This window comes from Kyrpidia tusciae DSM 2912, assembly GCF_000092905.1.
Taxonomy (GTDB): domain Bacteria; phylum Bacillota; class Bacilli; order Kyrpidiales; family Kyrpidiaceae; genus Kyrpidia; species Kyrpidia tusciae.
The window spans coordinates 1,241,504-1,257,026 of sequence record NC_014098.1 but is presented as its reverse complement, the minus strand read 5'-3'; the positions used below and the strand labels follow the sequence as shown (position 1 = coordinate 1,257,026).

Sequence of the window (15,523 nt, the reverse complement as noted above, 5' to 3'; positions counted from 1 at the left end):
CTCGGCATCGGCCTTCCGGCCTCAGGCCCGCCGGACGGTTCGACGCTCCCGAACCCCATGGACCGAAACCCGCTAGCCTTCCACGGCGATGGGAAAAATACCTCCGGTTGTCTCACCCCGCCGGTCAGCCCGGACAAGTTCTTCATCCTCCTGCGGGGCGAAACGGATCTGCCGGACCACGGAGCCGAAGGATCGCTCGGCCCCGGGATCTTCCAGGCGCACCTCCACCAGTTGGCCCACCATCGACGGGTCGGCCGCAAAAACCATCTCCAGATAATTGTCCGCATGGCCGGTAAAAAGCATGTTCCCATCCTCCGCCCGCCGATCTTCAACCGAACTCTCCACCACCACGGGCAGAACCCTGCCCACAAATCGCGAGGCATAAGCCAGGGTCAGGTCCTTTGACAGACGCACCAACTGCCGGACCCGTTCTTCTTTCACCTCGGCGGGGACTGGATTCGGATAGCGCGCCGCCGCGGTGCCGCGCCGGGGTGAATACGGGAACACGTGAAGCTGGCTGAACTTCAGTTCTTCAATCAAACGCCGGGTGTTGTCAAATTGTTCCTTCGTCTCCCCCGGGAATCCCACAATAACATCGGTGGTCACCGCCACCTCCGGGAGCACCTCCCGAATCCGGTGAATCTTCTCGGCGTACTCGGCCACGGTGTATCTGCGCCTCATCCGCCGCAAGACCTCGTCATCGCCGGACTGAAGAGGAATGTGAAGATGACGGCAAATCTGCTTCGAGCGTCGCAGCACATCGAGCATGCGTTCGTCAATCTGGCTCGCTTCAATCGAACTGATGCGGATGCGAACAGAATCCTCCAACTCGCGCTCCAGGTCCACCAGAAGATCCGCCAGGGTGTAGCCCTCCAAATCCGCCCCGTAACCCCCGGTGTGAATGCCGGTGAGCACGATCTCCCGGTACCCCGCTTCGGCCAGGCGCCGGGCCTGGTGGAGGACATTTTCCGGCTTTCGGCTCCGGACGAACCCCCTTGAAAATGGAATGATGCAAAAGGAGCAAAAGTTGTTGCACCCGTCTTGAATCTTTAAGGTCGCCCGGGCTCGGTCGGCAAAAGCCGGGACGTCGAGTTCTTCAAAATCCCGGACCCGACGAACATTGGCAACCACCTGGTAGGGCCGGCGCTCCTCCCGCACCTTCTCCACCCACTCGACAATCTGTCCCCGTCTGTCATTGCCCATCACCAAATCCACCCCGGGGATGGCCGCCACTTCCCCCGGCGCCACCTGGGCATAACATCCGGTCACGACGATAGTGGCTTCCGGACTTCTTCGGATAGCCCGGCGAATGATCTGGCGGGACTTTCGGTCGCCGACGTTGGTCACCGAACAGGTGTTGATCACATACACGTCCGCTTCATCTTCGAAGGGGACCTCGGCATATCCGGCATTGCGAAACAGGTGCCGGATCGCTTCGGTGTCGTAGGCATTCACTTTGCATCCCAGGGTGTGAAAAGCGACCCGGTTCACCACCTTCATCTCCCCCATTCGCCATAATGATACAAAATCGCCGCGGCGGCGGCGATCCCCGCCGTCTCGGTGCGCAGAATCCTCGGCCCGAGATGCACCGGCTCCACCCCCAGGGAGGTCGCGTCGTCTACTTCCCCGGGGTCCCAACCGCCCTCGGGCCCCACCGCAAAGAAGATGCGCCCCACGCCCGGGTGTCCGGCCAAGGCTGTCGCCAGGGGCCGCCCCCGCCGGCTTTCATCGAAGATTAGGGCCACGTCCGCCTGGGCCGCCCAGCGCCATGCCTCAGCGGCGGAGACCGGCTGCACAATCTCCGGTATGCGGGAACGCTTGGCCTGCTCGGCCGCTTCTTTGGCAATGCGCCGCCAGCGCTGGAGCCTCCGAATTTCCTGGTCCTCTTGATACCGCACCACCGACCGGGCCGCCGCCACCGGAATCACCCGGGCCACGCCCAACTCCGTCGCCTTCTGTACGATAAGATCCATTTTATCATGTTTCGGAAGACCCTGCAGAAGCACGAGTTCCAGCCGAGCTTCCCCATCTTCTTCCAGAGAGTCTTCCAGGCTCAGGTGGACTTCCCCGGCCCCCACCGACTCGATGACAGCCGTCCACACGGTGCCCGAGCCGTCCCCCACCTCCACCCGGTCTCCCGGAACCATGCGCATCACCCGGGCAATGTGGTGCGCGTCTTCGCCCCGGAGAACGGCCGTATCGCCAACAAAACAAGAAGGCGGTACGAGATATCGCTGCACCCGCCTCCCTCCTTATCCTATGAGCATTCGACCCGCGCCTGGGATCTCCGCGTTCTCAGCCGATGGCCGTCACCCCTCGGCAGGTCCCGCACAGCTCTTATCCTCACTCGCCCGGCCGCGGTGCCCGCCGCAAAAGAGCCACGGGGGTGTCGCTCGCTAGCCGACGGAACTCCGGGGTGGCCGTTTGCGCCAACCACTCCAAAGCTCCGGGGGTCTGTGCCCAACACGGCAAGAATTCTTCTACGTACTCCTCCGCTTCTTCCATGTCTACGAGTAATTCCTCAGGAAACCACGCGGGAAAGTCTTCTTCACCCGCTCCAAACAGAAAAAGAGGCACCAGAAAATTATAATCTATCGCTTCCCGGAGTTCCCTCCGGGCAATAACCGAATCCCCTCGCTGACGAAAGCGCAGAAGGGGCTTTGCATAGACGAAAGCGCACGACTCTTCGTCGTACGTTTTCAGAAGCCCCCATGCTTCCCTGTCTTTGTCCGTCACGATAAACAGCCTCAACAGGCGAAAACGGGCCCCCAAGTGGTCCTCGTGATCCAGCTCCAGCATGTCCATGTAATGAACCATCGCTTCATCCGGCCGTCCTACAATCTCCAGCTCCCGGGCCAGGTGGATTCTCGCCCGCATATACGGTCGGGTCCTCACCACAGACCAGAATCGCCCCTTATCACGCTCAAACTTCTCCTGGCCCAGAGCCCGCTCACCGGCCTGGACACCGAGCTGGAACAAACGAAGCTTTTCGTCGTCGCTCTGGGCTTCTTCCCCTAACACCACGTAGGCATCCGCACAATCGGGACACACCTGCAGCGCCCTCTGAGCAGCCTCAACCCGCGCAACCGGGTCCGTCTCAAGCAGATAGGGATAGATGATCTTCTGGGCTTCATCCACAGGGGTATTGGGAAGAATCTCCAGATCATCCACAGACTCTTCAAGGTCAGCCAAAAAGGCTGACAACTCTCCGTCGGGAAGACCGTCCTCCCCGACCGCCGCGAAACGCTGCTCAATCGCCCACAGCAACTCCTCGGGGTGTCCAATGCGAGGGAGAGACGCCGCTTTCCTGCCAGAGACCTTTGTCGCTTTACCTTTTTTTCTTCGCCTTTTCGCCATATTCATCCCTGCCCACGGCTTCGCCCGCTGCCTGGACGTGATTGCACCAGGCGGACGAGCCGGCCGTTGTCCCTTATAACATATCATACTGAGCCCAGAAAGAAAGGGGGTTTCGGAACCCGGTCAAGTTCCAGCGGTGCCGGGATCCATCTCCGGAGCGGATCCCCCGATCTCTCGAGTCAACCTCCGGGTGTGCTCCACAAGCACATCGGCACAATCGTTCATCCGCTCGGTGGTCAATTCCTGGGCGATCCCCAGACACGCCACCGCGAGCAGCACCTGACCGGAGGAATCGAACACCGGAGCCGCCACGCCGTTGATGCCCTTCACCTGCTCCTCCCGGCTCACGGCAAACCCTTGGCGTCGAATGTCGGCCAGCTCATCGAGGAACTTCGGGCTGTACCGGTCCGCGGCCACATCCCTCAGTTCACCGTCGTCCATGTAGGCACAAAAACATTTTCCGAACGAGCCGCGGTCGATGGGAAACTGTTGTCCCAGGGAGACGGTCACGTGGACCTCACCGTGACTGTCCGCCTTCGCCACGTAGGTCAGGCGATTGCGCCGCAGTCGCTGGGCCGCCACCGTGGTGAGCCCCGTCTCCTCCGCAATCCTGGAGACGGTGTCCCGGGCCAGCTGCAGATAATCCAACGCTTCCTCCGCCCGGGCCCCGAGGACCACAAGCGCCGGCCCCAAACTGTACGTGTGCCGATTTTGATCGTACCAGACCAGCCCGTGCATGGAAAGGGTCCGCAGCAGTCGTAAACAGGTCGTTTTCGGGATGCCGAGAGTGTCACAAATCTCTCCAAAAGTTTTGTGCCGGTGCTGAACCCGGCTAAGAAGCTGCAGAATTTTCGCCGCCTGATCCACCGACGGGATGATATATTTTTCGTCCACCCTAACTGCTCCTCGTCTGTTTCATTTTTTCTATCAACTTCTATCAAATATTGACAGACGCGACAGCAAAGCGGTTTACGCTCTCCGAGAGACTGGCTGATTCCTACGCACCGTATTCGCGCTTCAACTGCGCCGCGATAATGTTGCGCTGAATCTCCGACGTCCCCTCGTAGATCCGGGTGATCCGGGCATCGCGGTAAAACCGTTCCACGGGCAGCTCCCGCATGTACCCCATCCCGCCAAAAATCTGCACCGCCCGGTCGGCGATGCGGTTGTAGGCCTCCGAGGCGTACAACTTGACAATGGCCGACTCCTTGATCGTCTTCTCCCCCCGGTCCACCATGGCGGTCACCCGGTACAACAAGCTTTTCAGGGTTTCCACCTCCACGGCCATGTCGGCGAGCATATGGGCCACCGCCTGATTTTCGATAATCGGTTTGCCGAACTGCACCCGCTGTAGGGCATGTTCGGTGGACAACGCCAGCAGTTTCTCACAGGATCCTAGACACCTCGCCCCGAGAGACGCCCGGCCGTTCGTGAGGATTTTCAAAGCATTGACATACCCTTCCCCTTCCTCGCCCAGCCGATTCTCCACCGGCACCTCGCAATCCTCAAAAAACAGTTGGCAGGTGTGGGAACCCCGCAGACCCATTTTGCGGTCAGCCGGCCCTTTGCGAAATCCGGCAAAATCCGCCTCGACCAAGAAGGATGTGATCCCGCGGATCCCTTTAGAAGGATCTGTCACCGCCATGACCGTCACCACGTCCGCTTCAGGTCCGTTGGTGATAAAATGTTTCATACCATTCAGAATGTAGCGGTCTCCCTTGCGGACGGCCACGGTTCGCAAATTGGCGGCGTTGGAACCCGCTTCGGGTTCCGAGAGGGCGAAAGCCCCAATTTTATCCCCGGCCGCCATGGCCGGCAAGAATCGCCGGCGCTGCTCCTCATTGCCCAGTTCGATAATACCGACGCTGCCGATCCCGGTATGGGCCCCGATGAGGCTGGTGAACCCGTTATGGGTCTTGCCCAATTCCTCGAGGATCGCGCATTTTTCCGTCATGTTCAGACCAAGGCCGCCGTACTCCTCGGGAATGGACAACCCAAAAAGACCCAACTGCTTGGCTTGCTGCACCAGCTCTTCCGGGATGCGGTCCTCTTCTTCGATGATGGCCGCCGCCGGTTCCACGACCTCGTTGACAAACTCCCGAACCACTTGCCTGAATTGTTCGATCTCCTTTGACAACTGCACATCCACTGCGACACCCCCTGCTCGTTTCCTTCTCTCGGGACCTTGAACCGTCGATTCGCCATCACCGGTCCCGCCGGGCACGGGTTCCCCGCCCTGGGCCCGGCACGACCTGGCTCGACATCCTCGCCGCGCCTAGATGTTCGCGGTGAGGTCACCGCCCGGACGCCGACCCGGGGATCCTGCGCCCTTGCTCGTCGTACTCGTACACCCCCCGGCCGACCTTTTTGCCCAATCGGCCGGCCCGGACATATTGGACCAGAAGGGGACACGGGCGGAATTTTTCCCCCAGGGTTTGATGGAGGTATTCCAATACATGGAGGCGCGTGTCCCATCCCACCAGGTCGCCGAGTTCAAAGGGCCCCATGGGAAAATGGAGTCCCAGCTTGATGGCTTTGTCGATCTCCTCCACCGAACTGACCCCTTCCATCAACATGTAGAAGGCCTCGTTGCCGATCAAGGCGCTGATCCGGCTGGTGGCGAATCCGGGGCGCTCCTGCACCCGAATCGTCTCCTTGCCCAGGCTGCGGCCGACAACCTCGGTCTGTTCCACCGCCCACTCGGCCGACTCCAGCCCCCGCACCACCTCCACCAGTTCCATGCGATGAACGGGGTTAAAGAAATGCATGCCCACCACCCGTTCCGGCATCGCCGCCGCGGCGGCGATCTCGGTAATGCTTTTGGCCGACGTGTTGGTCGCCAAAACCACGTCCGGCGCACACACTCCGTCCAACTCCCGAAACACACGGTGTTTCACGGCCAGGTCTTCGGTCACCGCCTCGATGACAAAATCGCATCCCCCGAGCTCCCCGAGGGATGAGGCGGTCCGCAGTCGCCCGAGCACATCGCCGGGCTCCTCCCGGAGGAAGCCTTTCTCCTTCTGCCGTTTCACCAAAGCCGCAATCTGTTCCAGGGCTTTTTCCAGGGCTTCCGGCCGGGCGTCGTACATCCAGGTTTCAAACCCCGACACCGCCGCCTGGTAGGCGATGCCTTGTCCCATCACCCCGGTGCCCACAACACCGATTCGCTTCACTTCCCGCACGTTGCCAGTCTCCTTTCTAGGGTTTCGATCAACCTTCGATCCGTTCCACGATGGTGGCGATGCCCTGCCCCACGCCGATGCACATGGTCACCAGACCGTATCGGGCTTTTCGGCGATTCATTTCGTACAGCAGGGTGGTCATCAGCCGGGCCCCGGTGCTGCCAAGAGGATGGCCGATGGCGATCGACCCGCCGTTGACATTGAGCTTCTCCCGGGGGATGTTCAATTCCCGCATACAGGCCACCGCCTGGGCGGCGAAAGCTTCGTTCAACTCTATGAGGTCGATGTCCTCGATGGTGAGGCCCGCCCGCTTCAATGCTTTGCGCACGGCTGGAATCGGCCCGATGCCCATCACCGCCGGATCCACCCCGGCCACCGCCGAGGTCACGATCCGGGCCATGGGGGAGAGCCCCAACTGCCGGGCCTTCTCCGGCGCCGCCAAGAGCAGCGCCGCCGCACCATCGTTAATTCCGGAAGAATTCCCCGCGGTCACCGTGCCCTCTTCCCGAAAAGCGGGCTTCAACTTTGCCAGGGTTTCCAGCGTGGTATCCGGCCGGGGATGCTCATCCCGTTCCACCCAGACGATGCCCTTTTTCGTCTCCACCGGAACGGCGACCATCTCTTCCTGAAAACGCCCCTCCCGGATCGCCTCCGCCGCCCGCTGCTGACTCTCCAAGGCAAAACGGTCCTGGTCTTCCCGGGAAACCCCGTAGCGCTCGGCGACATTCTCCGCCGTTTCCCCCATGGAATACGGGTGATACATGGCCGCCAATTTCGGATTCACGAATCGCCACCCGATGGTGGTATCATAAACGGTGCGATCGCCCCGGGGGAACGCTTTATCCGGCTTGCCCATCACCAGCGGAGCCCGGGACATGCTCTCCACCCCGCCGGCGATCATGAGATCCCCCTCACCCACCCGGATGGCCCGAGCAGCCTGATTCACCGCTTCCAGGCCCGAGCCGCACAACCGATTCACCGTCGCTCCGGCCACGCTCACCGGCAGGCCGGCCAGCAGCAGCGCCATCCGGGCCACATTCCGATTGTCTTCCCCGGCCTGGTTGGCGTCGCCGAAAATGACATCCTCGATCTCTTCGGTCGGTACCCCCGTTCTCTCCACCAACCCCCGGATGGCCACCGCCGCCAGGTCGTCCGGCCGCACGGACGAAAGAGCACCGCCGTACCGTCCCACCGGCGTCCTCACTGCCCCCACAATCCACGCTTCTCGCATGTTCCCACCTCGGAGTTTCATATTTAGATATCTGGTTTCTAATGTGAAATTATAAAAACTGTGGTCTGTGTATGTCAAGACGAGCCATTGCCAATGTTCACGCGACCCCCGCAAACCCAGAAAAAAGCAGGGGGTCGTTCTCGCGCCCCCCGCCCTTTTCCACCGTCTTCACTTCATACTGGCAATGCGGTCCAGGATCTTCTGCCGGGGCAGAATCGCCTGGTGAAACATTCCCTCGCCGACGATGCCTTTATCATGCTCGGCCCACACCCGGCACACGACCCGCCTGGGCGTCACCTCCACGGCCTCCGCCGTAAAGGTCACCTCTTTCCCCACCGGGGCGGGGGCGCGGTGTTCCACACTGATGGCCGCCCCCACCCCTTCCTCCCCTTCTTCGAGAAAGGGCAGGATCACCCGCCTGCCCACCCACTCCATGTAGTAGATCATGGAAACGGTTGATAGGGTGGGATGCACCTGCACGCCGCCAAAGGCCGGACACATGTCGGAAGCCACCACAATGGACATCGTCTCCCGGTGGCCCACGTTCAAGCCTGGCTTCACGCCCTCAACCCCTTCCTGCACATCCCCGGTTCCGCCCGTTGTTCCACCGACAAATCCAAACCGGACCGCGACTCAGACCCCAAAGGGATTGAGGGGCTTCTCTCCGACGTACGCGAGCACACTTTTTGTCTCGGTGTACAACTCCAGGGATTCCGCCGCAAGCTCCCGGCCAAACCCCGACTGTTTGTACCCGCCGAAAGGAAGTCCCGGGAAGGCCGAGAACGGGTTGTTGATGAGCACCACCCCTGCTTTGAGTTTTCCCGCCACCCGATGGGCCCTGGCAAAATCCCGGGTCCACAGGGAGGCAGCAAGGCCGTATCGGGTATCGTTGGCGAGACGAACAGCTTCCGCCTCATCCTTGAACCTGGTCGCCACCAGCACCGGCCCAAAAATCTCTTCCTGGGCCACCCGGGTTCTGTTGTCCACATCCGCGAGCAAGGTCGGGAGATACCAGTGGCCTTTTGCAAACTCCTGGCCCTCCGGTCGGCGGCCGCCCAGCGCCACCCGGGCGCCTTCCTGAACTCCCAGCTTGACGTAGGAATCGATCACTTTCTCCTGATTTTCCGAGATGATGGCTCCGATGTGGGTGTTCGGATCGAGGGGATCGCCGATCTTCAGCCTGCTCGCTTTCTCCACAAACCGATCCAGGAATTCCTCATAGATCGATTCGTGAACGAACAGCCGCGACCGGGCCTCACAGGACTGCCCGGTATTGTAATAAATCCCAAACAAAGAGCCGTTCACCGCCGCGTCCAAATCCGCGTCCTCAAAGATCACATTCGGGGACTTGCCGCCGAGCTCCAGGGTCACCCGTTTCAGCGTCTCCGACGCCCGGGCCATGATGTCTTTCCCCGTCCCCGTCTCCCCGGTGAAGGCAACTTTGTCCACCCCGGGGTGCTCCACCAGATAGGCCCCAACATCCGATCCGCCTCCCACCAGGATGTTCACGACACCCTCGGGCACCCCTGCCTCCTGGCAGATATCCCCCAGGATCAAGGCGGTTATCGGCGTCAGGCTGGCGGGCTTGAGAACCACGGTGCACCCCGCGGCCAGGGCCGGAGCCAATTTCCATGCGGCCATCATGAGGGGATAATTCCAAGGCACGATCTGGGCGCACACCCCCACCGGCTCTTTTACCGTGTAGTGGAAAAATCCGTGGGGGACGGGTTTCGTGCGCCCGTCCAGCATCATCGCCGCCGCGGCGTACAACTCAAAATCCTCGATGGCCTGCATGACCTGGCCCTTGGCGGCGGACAGAGTCTTGCCGCTGTTCAGGACCTCAATTCGGCACAACTCGTCATACCGCTCCCGCATGATTCCGGCGATCCGGTTCAGAACCTGGGCCCGCCGGGCCGCCGTCCACCTGGACCATTTTCCCTCTTCCAGCGCCCGCCGCGCCGCCTTCACGGCCCGGTCCACATCCTCCCGGGTTCCCTTCGCCACTTTGGCCAGCACCTCTCCGGTGGCCGGGTTATACGTGTCCATCCATTCGCCGGTCGACCCTTCCACGTGCTGTCCGTCGATGAGCATCAAGTATTGTTCCTTCAACATCTGACCCTCTCCCTTTCTCCCTCTGATGTTCAGCGGCACGCACTCTGCACGCGGTCGCCGACCCTCCCCGGTCTGATCAACGGACCCCCGGGTGGCCGCCGTCCCCGACGCCCCCTGGCTCGGACGGCGACTCTTCCACCAATGGCCGATTCCGGCGATGCACCACGCCGAGACATTTCGCCACCAATACCCCGTCCGCCGTCGTCACCGTCATCTCGTAATAACCCGCCCGACGGGTGAGGTGATTCTCCCGAGCCTCGGCCACAAGCGTCTCCCCCAGCTCGGCCGCCCGGTAAAATTGCATCGAAACGCTGGTGGCCACGGCCAGTTGATTGTAGCTGTTGCTGGCCGCCGCGAAGGCGGCGTCCGCCAGACTGAACAAGAACCCACCGTGGGGCGCCCCGGCAAAATTAAACACTTCGGGACGCACTTCTGCCCGCACCCGGGCGTATCCCGGCCCGACTTCATCCAGGTGAAAACCGAGCCACGAGGAAAACGGGTCGCTCCGAAACCGCGCTTCGAGTTCCTTTGAAACCCCTGACATCCAAAGCCCCCTTTTCCGGCATCGCCCTACCGACCGTGAAATTCCGGCCGGCGCTTCTCAAAAAAAGCTTTCATCCCTTCCCGATGGTCCTCGGTTCGCCCGGACTCCGACTGAAGCCGGGCCTCCAGAGCCAGCGTCTCTTCCAAAGACGCGCTCAGGCCGCGGTACAAGGCGCGCTTTGTGCGAGCCACCGCCAGGGGGGGCATCGCCGCCAGCCGCTCCGCCAGAGTCAAGGCTTCCTCCTCCAGCCGTTCGGGGGGGACGACCCGATTGATCAACCCCAATCGCTCGGCCTCGGCGGCGGAAATTCGGTCTCCCAGAAGAGCCAGTTCCACAGCCTTTTTCAGCCCGGCCAACCGCGGCAGAAACCAAGAGCTTCCGGTATCCGGTACAAGGCCGATATGAATGAACGCCTCCACGAAACTCGCTTTTTCCGAAGCGATGGCCAAATCGCAGGCGAAGGCGAGGCTGGCCCCGGCCCCCGCCGCCGCCCCCTGCACCATCGCCACAACCGGTTTGTCCATACCCGTAATCGCCTGGACGATGGGGTTATACCCTTCCCGCAAAAGATCTCCATAATCAAGATCTTCCCGGCTGCGAATCGTCTCTAGATCCTGGCCGGCGCAAAAGGCCCTGCCCCTGGCCCCGAGCAGAACCGCCCGAATCTCGGGATCCCGCTCCGCCCGCTTCAAGGCATCCAGCAGCTCCCGGTGCATCTGCGGATTAAAAGCATTCAGTTGATCCGGCCGATTGAGAACAATCCGGGCCACCCGGCCCTCCCGGGCGTATTCCACCGTCTCATACGCCGGGTTCACCCTTCCTTCACCTCGCCGACGACCATGGTGACAATCTTCCCGGCAAAGCCCATCAAATCTTTGGCGGCCGCCTTCCCCTCGGGTGAGGCCATGGCCGCGTCCAGGGTCTGGCGGTCGGCAAAATACAGCTCCGCCATCAGATACCATTCCGACGCTCCGCCCATGGGATCGCCGACAATCCGCGTGACTTCCAGCTTCTGAAGCCCTGGCATCTTCTCCGCCAAAGGCGTATGCACTTCGCGATAATGCCGGTCGAAGGCATCCCGATCCCCGGGCTGGCGGTACAGTGCAATAAGTTTCACCAAATCTATCGCCTCCTGATTCATCGGAACATTTTAGCCATACAATTTCCGCCGATCCACCACCCGAACAGCCTTTCCTTCGCTGCGGGGCAAAGTTCCCGGTTCTTTGAGGTCCACCCGGGTCGTGACGCCCACCGTCTGTTTCAACAGGTGACTGACCCGCCGGGAAAGGTTGACGAGCGATTCATGATCCGGGTCGAACTTGCCCCCCATGTCCTGAAGCAAGCTCGGCTGAATCTCCACCTCCACGGTGAGCTCATCCAGCGTTCCTTCCCGGTCCACGACGATTCGGTAATGGGGGGACAATTCGTCGACGCTGAGCACCGCCGTTTCCAACTCAGAGGGGAAGACATTCACCCCGCGGACGATCAGCATGTCGTCTAGGCGCCCCTTGATTCGGGACATCCGGATATGGGTGCGCCCACACCGGCAGGGCTCGGGGTTTAAACTGGCGATGTCTCCCGTCCGGTAACGAAGCAGCGGAATGGCCTCTTTCGTCAACGTGGTGAACACCAATTCCCCGGTTTCTCCGTAAGGCAACGGTTCATGGGTGATGGGATCAATGACCTCCACGAGAAAATGGTCTTCCGCCACGTGCAGACCATCTTGGGCCTCGTAACACTCGATCCCCACCCCTGGACCCATCACTTCGGACAGCCCATAAATGTCCAGCGCTTTTATGCCAAAATAATCCTGCAGCATCTGCCGCATCTCTTCAGACCAAGGCTCGGCTCCAAAGATGCCGTACTCGAGACTGGTTTTTCGGGGATCTTTCCCCATGGCGATCATGGTTTCGGCAATATTCAGTACATACGACGGCGTTCCACAAATCCCCCGGGGCTGGAGGTCCTCGATGAGACTGATTTGGCGCGGTGTACTGCCGCCGGAAACGGGGATGACCGCCATTCCCGCCCGCTCCGCCCCGTAATGCAAACCGAGGCCTCCGGTGAACAATCCGTAGCCAAAGGCCACGTGAAAGGTATCGCCGGGCCTTCCTCCCGCTGTAATGATCGCCCGGGCCATGCATTCCGACCAATTTGTGATATCATTCTGGGTGTACCCCACTACCGTCGGCTTTCCCTTGGTGCCCGACGATGCGTGGATCCGGGACAACTCCTTTCGGTCTGCCGCGAACAGACCAAAGGGATAGTGCTCCCGCAAATCGGTTTTTTTGGTGAAGGGCAGTTTCACCACGTCCTCGACCCGGCGAATATCCCCGGGCCGAATCCCGCGCTCGTCCAACAGCCGGCGGTAGAAGGGTACCCGGTGGTACACGCGTTCTACTGTCTTGGCGAGGCGTTCTCCTTGAAGGGCCTGTAGCCGGCTGCGATCCATCGTCTCCAGTTCAGGCTGAAACATAGGCATCCCCTTTTCCATGCGAACTTGTGGTACAGGTTTCCGAATGCGGCGCAAACTCCGCAGCTTGGGTGATCCAATGTAACAAACCTTCGCGCCTCCACCTCACCTCCCCATCAGAATGTGGGATGCCCGGGTCAAAGAACGTTAGCTCGACTGGTTCAGCCCCTCCAGGAGAATTCTCGCGAACTGATCAGCAATCTCATCGGGACCCAAAGGACCTTCGGGGTCATACCATTGATACACCCAGTTCGCCACAGATAGAATCACAAGTTGGGCAAACTTCGGGTGAACTGGTCGAAAAACCCCGGCTTGGATTCCTTCTTCCAACAGTGCGCCCCACAGGGCCTCGTACCTGCGCCGCTTTTCGAGAATGATCTGCCTGCGTTCATCACTGAGCGCCCGCCAGTCGTGAAGAAAGACTTTCGCCGCGTGCAGGTGTTCCCCCACCACCCGAATGTGCGCCGCGAGTCCCCGGCGCAGCTTTTCTTCGGGATTCCCAGGCGACGCGACGATCGGCTCTAAGGCCCCGAGAAAATTGTCCGCACCCTGGTTAACGATCTCAAAGAGCAGGTCCTCTTTGGAATCGATGTGGGCGTACAGGCTCCCGGAAAGGATGCCGCTGGCCTCGGCGATATCCCGAATCGTCGTCCCGTGATACCCTTTTTCACTGAACAAACGCTCGGACGCCGCCAGGATCTGTTCCTTGCGCCCCCTTCGCGCCACAGCCTTCGCCTCCTTTCCTCAGCTCCGACGCCAAAAAAGATTGTCAGATTGGCGTCACGAACAATTAACAATCGCTTGCTTGTTTTCATGATAATATAACTGAATTCCCGGTGTCAATCGCACAGTGGGGCCCGGCGGCCACCATCCATTGTCACGAATAAGAAAGGCCCCTGTCCGGGGCCAGGTCAATGGATCGCTGCCGTCACACCGGTTTGAACCCCTCGAAAGGCTGGCGACACCGGGTGCAGTAATAGATCGCCCGGCAAGCCGTGGGTCCAAACAAGTTTTCCACTTCCGTCTCCGGAGCCCCGCAGAAGGGACAGGGCGGTTTCTCCCACCACTCGGCCATGGGGGGGGCAATGCCAAACGACGCCAAATGTTCCCGCCCCTCAGGGGTGATCCGCTCGGTTGTCCACGGCTCGTCAAGCACGTAGTCCACCTTCACCGGGATTCCGGTGGCGGACTGCACCTTATTCTCCACATCCCGGCGAATGATATCCAGGGCGGGGCATCCCACAAAGGTGGGCATCAGGCGCACCCGGACCTCCTCCTCGCCCGCCTCCACGCTGTACACCATTCCCAGTTCGACGATACTAAGGGTCGGGATTTCTGGATCCTTGACCTCGTTCAGGGCCTGGCGCACCAAAAGCTCTTTTTCCTGAATCACAGCTTCTCACCCCCTTGCCCCCTCGACTTTCTGCCCTTCACAACCTCGGGGAGCGGATCGTCTTTCACCAAGTCGCCGCCGGATCCATCCGGTACACTTCGCCCATCGCGTCAAGGAGCTGCTCCAGAGCCTGGGTGTGGCTCCCCTCCCGACCGCTCTTCTCCGGCCGTCCGGGCGTTCCCGGCCAGGCCAGGGTCGCCGCCTCCATCACCGGGCGCACCCGCTCCTCCCAACGGAGATAAAGGACGGCGGGGTCCACCGGGAGAATTTCATGGGCAACGAGCAACTTTTCACCGGAGCCGAAGGTAAACAGATCCCCCAGTTCCGGCCACAGGGCTTGGACCCCCCGCTCCAAGCGCTCCTTCGCTTCACCGCCCGCCCGGCCCAAACGCCGGAACCACGTCTCCATGTGAAGCCCGTGGTACCGCTCTTCCCGGATGATCTTCGCGGCCCCTTGGGCCAGGGGTAAGTAGCCGGAGTCCTTCAAGGCCTCCAGGCGCACCGTTTCCCAGACGTCATAGAGATAATGCCTGGCAATGGTTTCGGCCCAATCGCCGTTTTCTCTCTCCACCACCAGCGCGTTCCTGCGCTCCCCCGCGCTGCGCCCAAAAGCCATATCGTCCGCCCGGCCCTCCCCCAGGGCCTCCAGCAAATCATAATAAAAGGTGGCGTGGCCGACCTCGTCCTGGGCGATAGAACTGAAAGCCACATCCTCCTCCAGTTCCGGCGCCATGCCCAGCCACTCCGAATCCCGATGACCCAGCACCAGATCATCGTCTGCCAATTGATACAAAAAATCTGTCAACACCCGGCGGTATCCCTCATTCCCGCGCGCCGCGGCGGCATCCTCCACCCTCATCCCCCAACCCTCCTCAGTCTCGAATCAGATCCTCCAGCTCAATGGCCCGTTGTTTGAACGATTTCCACAACTTCGCGTTCTCGGGATACCCGCTGGCTTCCCGATAAGAATGATCCATTTCCTTGGCGAAAAAGTCCGCATCTTCATAAGAGGTGGCAAACACCTGGCCCCGGGGCACGACCCAAAGATTTACCGCGTCGTCCCGGCGGAGAAAATTCTCCCGGGCCACCTGAAGGGCCATTTCTCCCGAGGAAGACACCACACTCCCCACGTGCACGTGGTGCTCCAGGGGATCGTACTGAACAAAGACTTCATAAACCTCGTAATCCCCGGCTGAACCGTTCAACTGCATCTGCTCTCCCCCCTCTGCAC

17 protein-coding genes are annotated in these 15,523 nt (G+C 60.9%); all 17 read right to left on the bottom strand.

The window, feature by feature from the left end:
* Positions 1 to 72 precede the first annotated feature (72 nt).
* Complete coding sequence (gene mtaB / locus BTUS_RS06215; protein ID WP_052300719.1) at positions 73 to 1,491, bottom strand: tRNA (N(6)-L-threonylcarbamoyladenosine(37)-C(2))-methylthiotransferase MtaB; 1,419 nt, start codon at positions 1,489 to 1,491, stop codon at positions 73 to 75.
* A 5-nt stretch (positions 1,492 to 1,496) separates the two neighbouring features.
* Positions 1,497 to 2,240: a 16S rRNA (uracil(1498)-N(3))-methyltransferase gene (locus BTUS_RS06210; RefSeq protein WP_013075265.1), complete on the bottom strand. Its 744-nt coding sequence runs from the start codon at positions 2,238 to 2,240 to the stop codon at positions 1,497 to 1,499.
* Positions 2,241 to 2,343: 103 nt separating this feature from the next.
* Entirely contained in the window at positions 2,344 to 3,357 is a 1,014-nt protein-coding gene (locus tag BTUS_RS16780; protein ID WP_013075264.1) for a hypothetical protein, read from the bottom strand.
* 123 nt (positions 3,358 to 3,480) lie between these two features.
* The gene (locus BTUS_RS06200) at positions 3,481 to 4,251 is read right to left on the bottom strand and encodes an IclR family transcriptional regulator (RefSeq protein WP_013075263.1); all 771 of its coding nucleotides are present in this window, start codon (positions 4,249 to 4,251) and stop codon (positions 3,481 to 3,483) included.
* A gap of 103 nt (positions 4,252 to 4,354) precedes the next feature.
* Positions 4,355 to 5,506 carry an acyl-CoA dehydrogenase family protein gene (locus BTUS_RS06195; protein ID WP_013075262.1) on the bottom strand — a complete coding sequence of 384 codons (1,152 nt, stop codon included), beginning with the start codon at positions 5,504 to 5,506 and terminating at the stop codon, positions 4,355 to 4,357.
* 145 nt (positions 5,507 to 5,651) lie between these two features.
* Positions 5,652 to 6,539 (bottom strand): 3-hydroxyacyl-CoA dehydrogenase family protein, encoded by an 888-nt coding sequence (locus BTUS_RS06190; RefSeq protein WP_013075261.1) that lies wholly within the window; start codon positions 6,537 to 6,539, stop codon positions 5,652 to 5,654.
* A 28-nt stretch (positions 6,540 to 6,567) separates the two neighbouring features.
* A complete protein-coding gene (gene pcaF / locus BTUS_RS06185; RefSeq protein WP_013075260.1) occupies positions 6,568 to 7,770 on the bottom strand; it encodes a 3-oxoadipyl-CoA thiolase in 1,203 nt (400 codons plus the stop codon).
* A 168-nt stretch (positions 7,771 to 7,938) separates the two neighbouring features.
* Complete coding sequence (locus tag BTUS_RS06180) at positions 7,939 to 8,331, bottom strand: thioesterase family protein (protein WP_245543374.1); 393 nt, start codon at positions 8,329 to 8,331, stop codon at positions 7,939 to 7,941.
* Positions 8,332 to 8,403: 72 nt separating this feature from the next.
* Positions 8,404 to 9,882: an aldehyde dehydrogenase family protein gene (locus BTUS_RS06175; RefSeq protein WP_013075258.1), complete on the bottom strand. Its 1,479-nt coding sequence runs from the start codon at positions 9,880 to 9,882 to the stop codon at positions 8,404 to 8,406.
* Between the two features lie 76 nt (positions 9,883 to 9,958).
* Positions 9,959 to 10,426, bottom strand: a complete 468-nt coding sequence (locus BTUS_RS06170; protein ID WP_013075257.1) for a PaaI family thioesterase — start codon at positions 10,424 to 10,426, stop codon at positions 9,959 to 9,961.
* Between the two features lie 26 nt (positions 10,427 to 10,452).
* Positions 10,453 to 11,241 (bottom strand): enoyl-CoA hydratase-related protein, encoded by a 789-nt coding sequence (locus BTUS_RS06165; protein WP_013075256.1) that lies wholly within the window; start codon positions 11,239 to 11,241, stop codon positions 10,453 to 10,455.
* Positions 11,238 to 11,546, bottom strand: a complete 309-nt coding sequence (locus BTUS_RS06160; protein WP_013075255.1) for an EthD family reductase — start codon at positions 11,544 to 11,546, stop codon at positions 11,238 to 11,240. The genes BTUS_RS06165 and BTUS_RS06160 overlap by 4 nt, the downstream gene beginning before the upstream one ends.
* A 30-nt stretch (positions 11,547 to 11,576) precedes the next feature.
* Positions 11,577 to 12,902, bottom strand: coding sequence for a phenylacetate--CoA ligase family protein (locus BTUS_RS06155; protein ID WP_013075254.1), 1,326 nt, complete (start codon positions 12,900 to 12,902; stop codon positions 11,577 to 11,579).
* Positions 12,903 to 13,046: 144 nt separating this feature from the next.
* Entirely contained in the window at positions 13,047 to 13,625 is a 579-nt protein-coding gene (locus BTUS_RS06150; protein WP_013075253.1) for a TetR/AcrR family transcriptional regulator, read from the bottom strand.
* A gap of 202 nt (positions 13,626 to 13,827) precedes the next feature.
* Complete coding sequence (gene paaD, locus BTUS_RS06145; protein WP_013075252.1) at positions 13,828 to 14,292, bottom strand: 1,2-phenylacetyl-CoA epoxidase subunit PaaD; 465 nt, start codon at positions 14,290 to 14,292, stop codon at positions 13,828 to 13,830.
* 64 nt (positions 14,293 to 14,356) lie between these two features.
* A complete protein-coding gene (gene paaC, locus BTUS_RS06140) occupies positions 14,357 to 15,151 on the bottom strand; it encodes a 1,2-phenylacetyl-CoA epoxidase subunit PaaC (protein ID WP_013075251.1) in 795 nt (264 codons plus the stop codon).
* A gap of 13 nt (positions 15,152 to 15,164) precedes the next feature.
* Positions 15,165 to 15,503, bottom strand: coding sequence for a phenylacetic acid degradation protein (locus BTUS_RS06135; protein WP_013075250.1), 339 nt, complete (start codon positions 15,501 to 15,503; stop codon positions 15,165 to 15,167).
* Positions 15,504 to 15,523: the final 20 nt, after the last annotated feature.

Coding starts and splice junctions, on each gene's coding strand:
- BTUS_RS16780 (WP_013075264.1), bottom strand. CDS start 3,357: ATGGCGAAAAGGCGAAGAAAAAAAGGTAAAGCGACAAAGGTCTCTGGC.
- pcaF (WP_013075260.1), bottom strand. CDS start 7,770: ATGCGAGAAGCGTGGATTGTGGGGGCAGTGAGGACGCCGGTGGGACGG.
- BTUS_RS06175 (WP_013075258.1), bottom strand. CDS start 9,882: ATGTTGAAGGAACAATACTTGATGCTCATCGACGGACAGCACGTGGAA.
- BTUS_RS06170 (WP_013075257.1), bottom strand. CDS start 10,426: ATGTCAGGGGTTTCAAAGGAACTCGAAGCGCGGTTTCGGAGCGACCCG.
- BTUS_RS06155 (WP_013075254.1), bottom strand. CDS start 12,902: ATGTTTCAGCCTGAACTGGAGACGATGGATCGCAGCCGGCTACAGGCC.
- paaC (WP_013075251.1), bottom strand. CDS start 15,151: ATGAGGGTGGAGGATGCCGCCGCGGCGCGCGGGAATGAGGGATACCGC.
- BTUS_RS06135 (WP_013075250.1), bottom strand. CDS start 15,503: ATGCAGTTGAACGGTTCAGCCGGGGATTACGAGGTTTATGAAGTCTTT.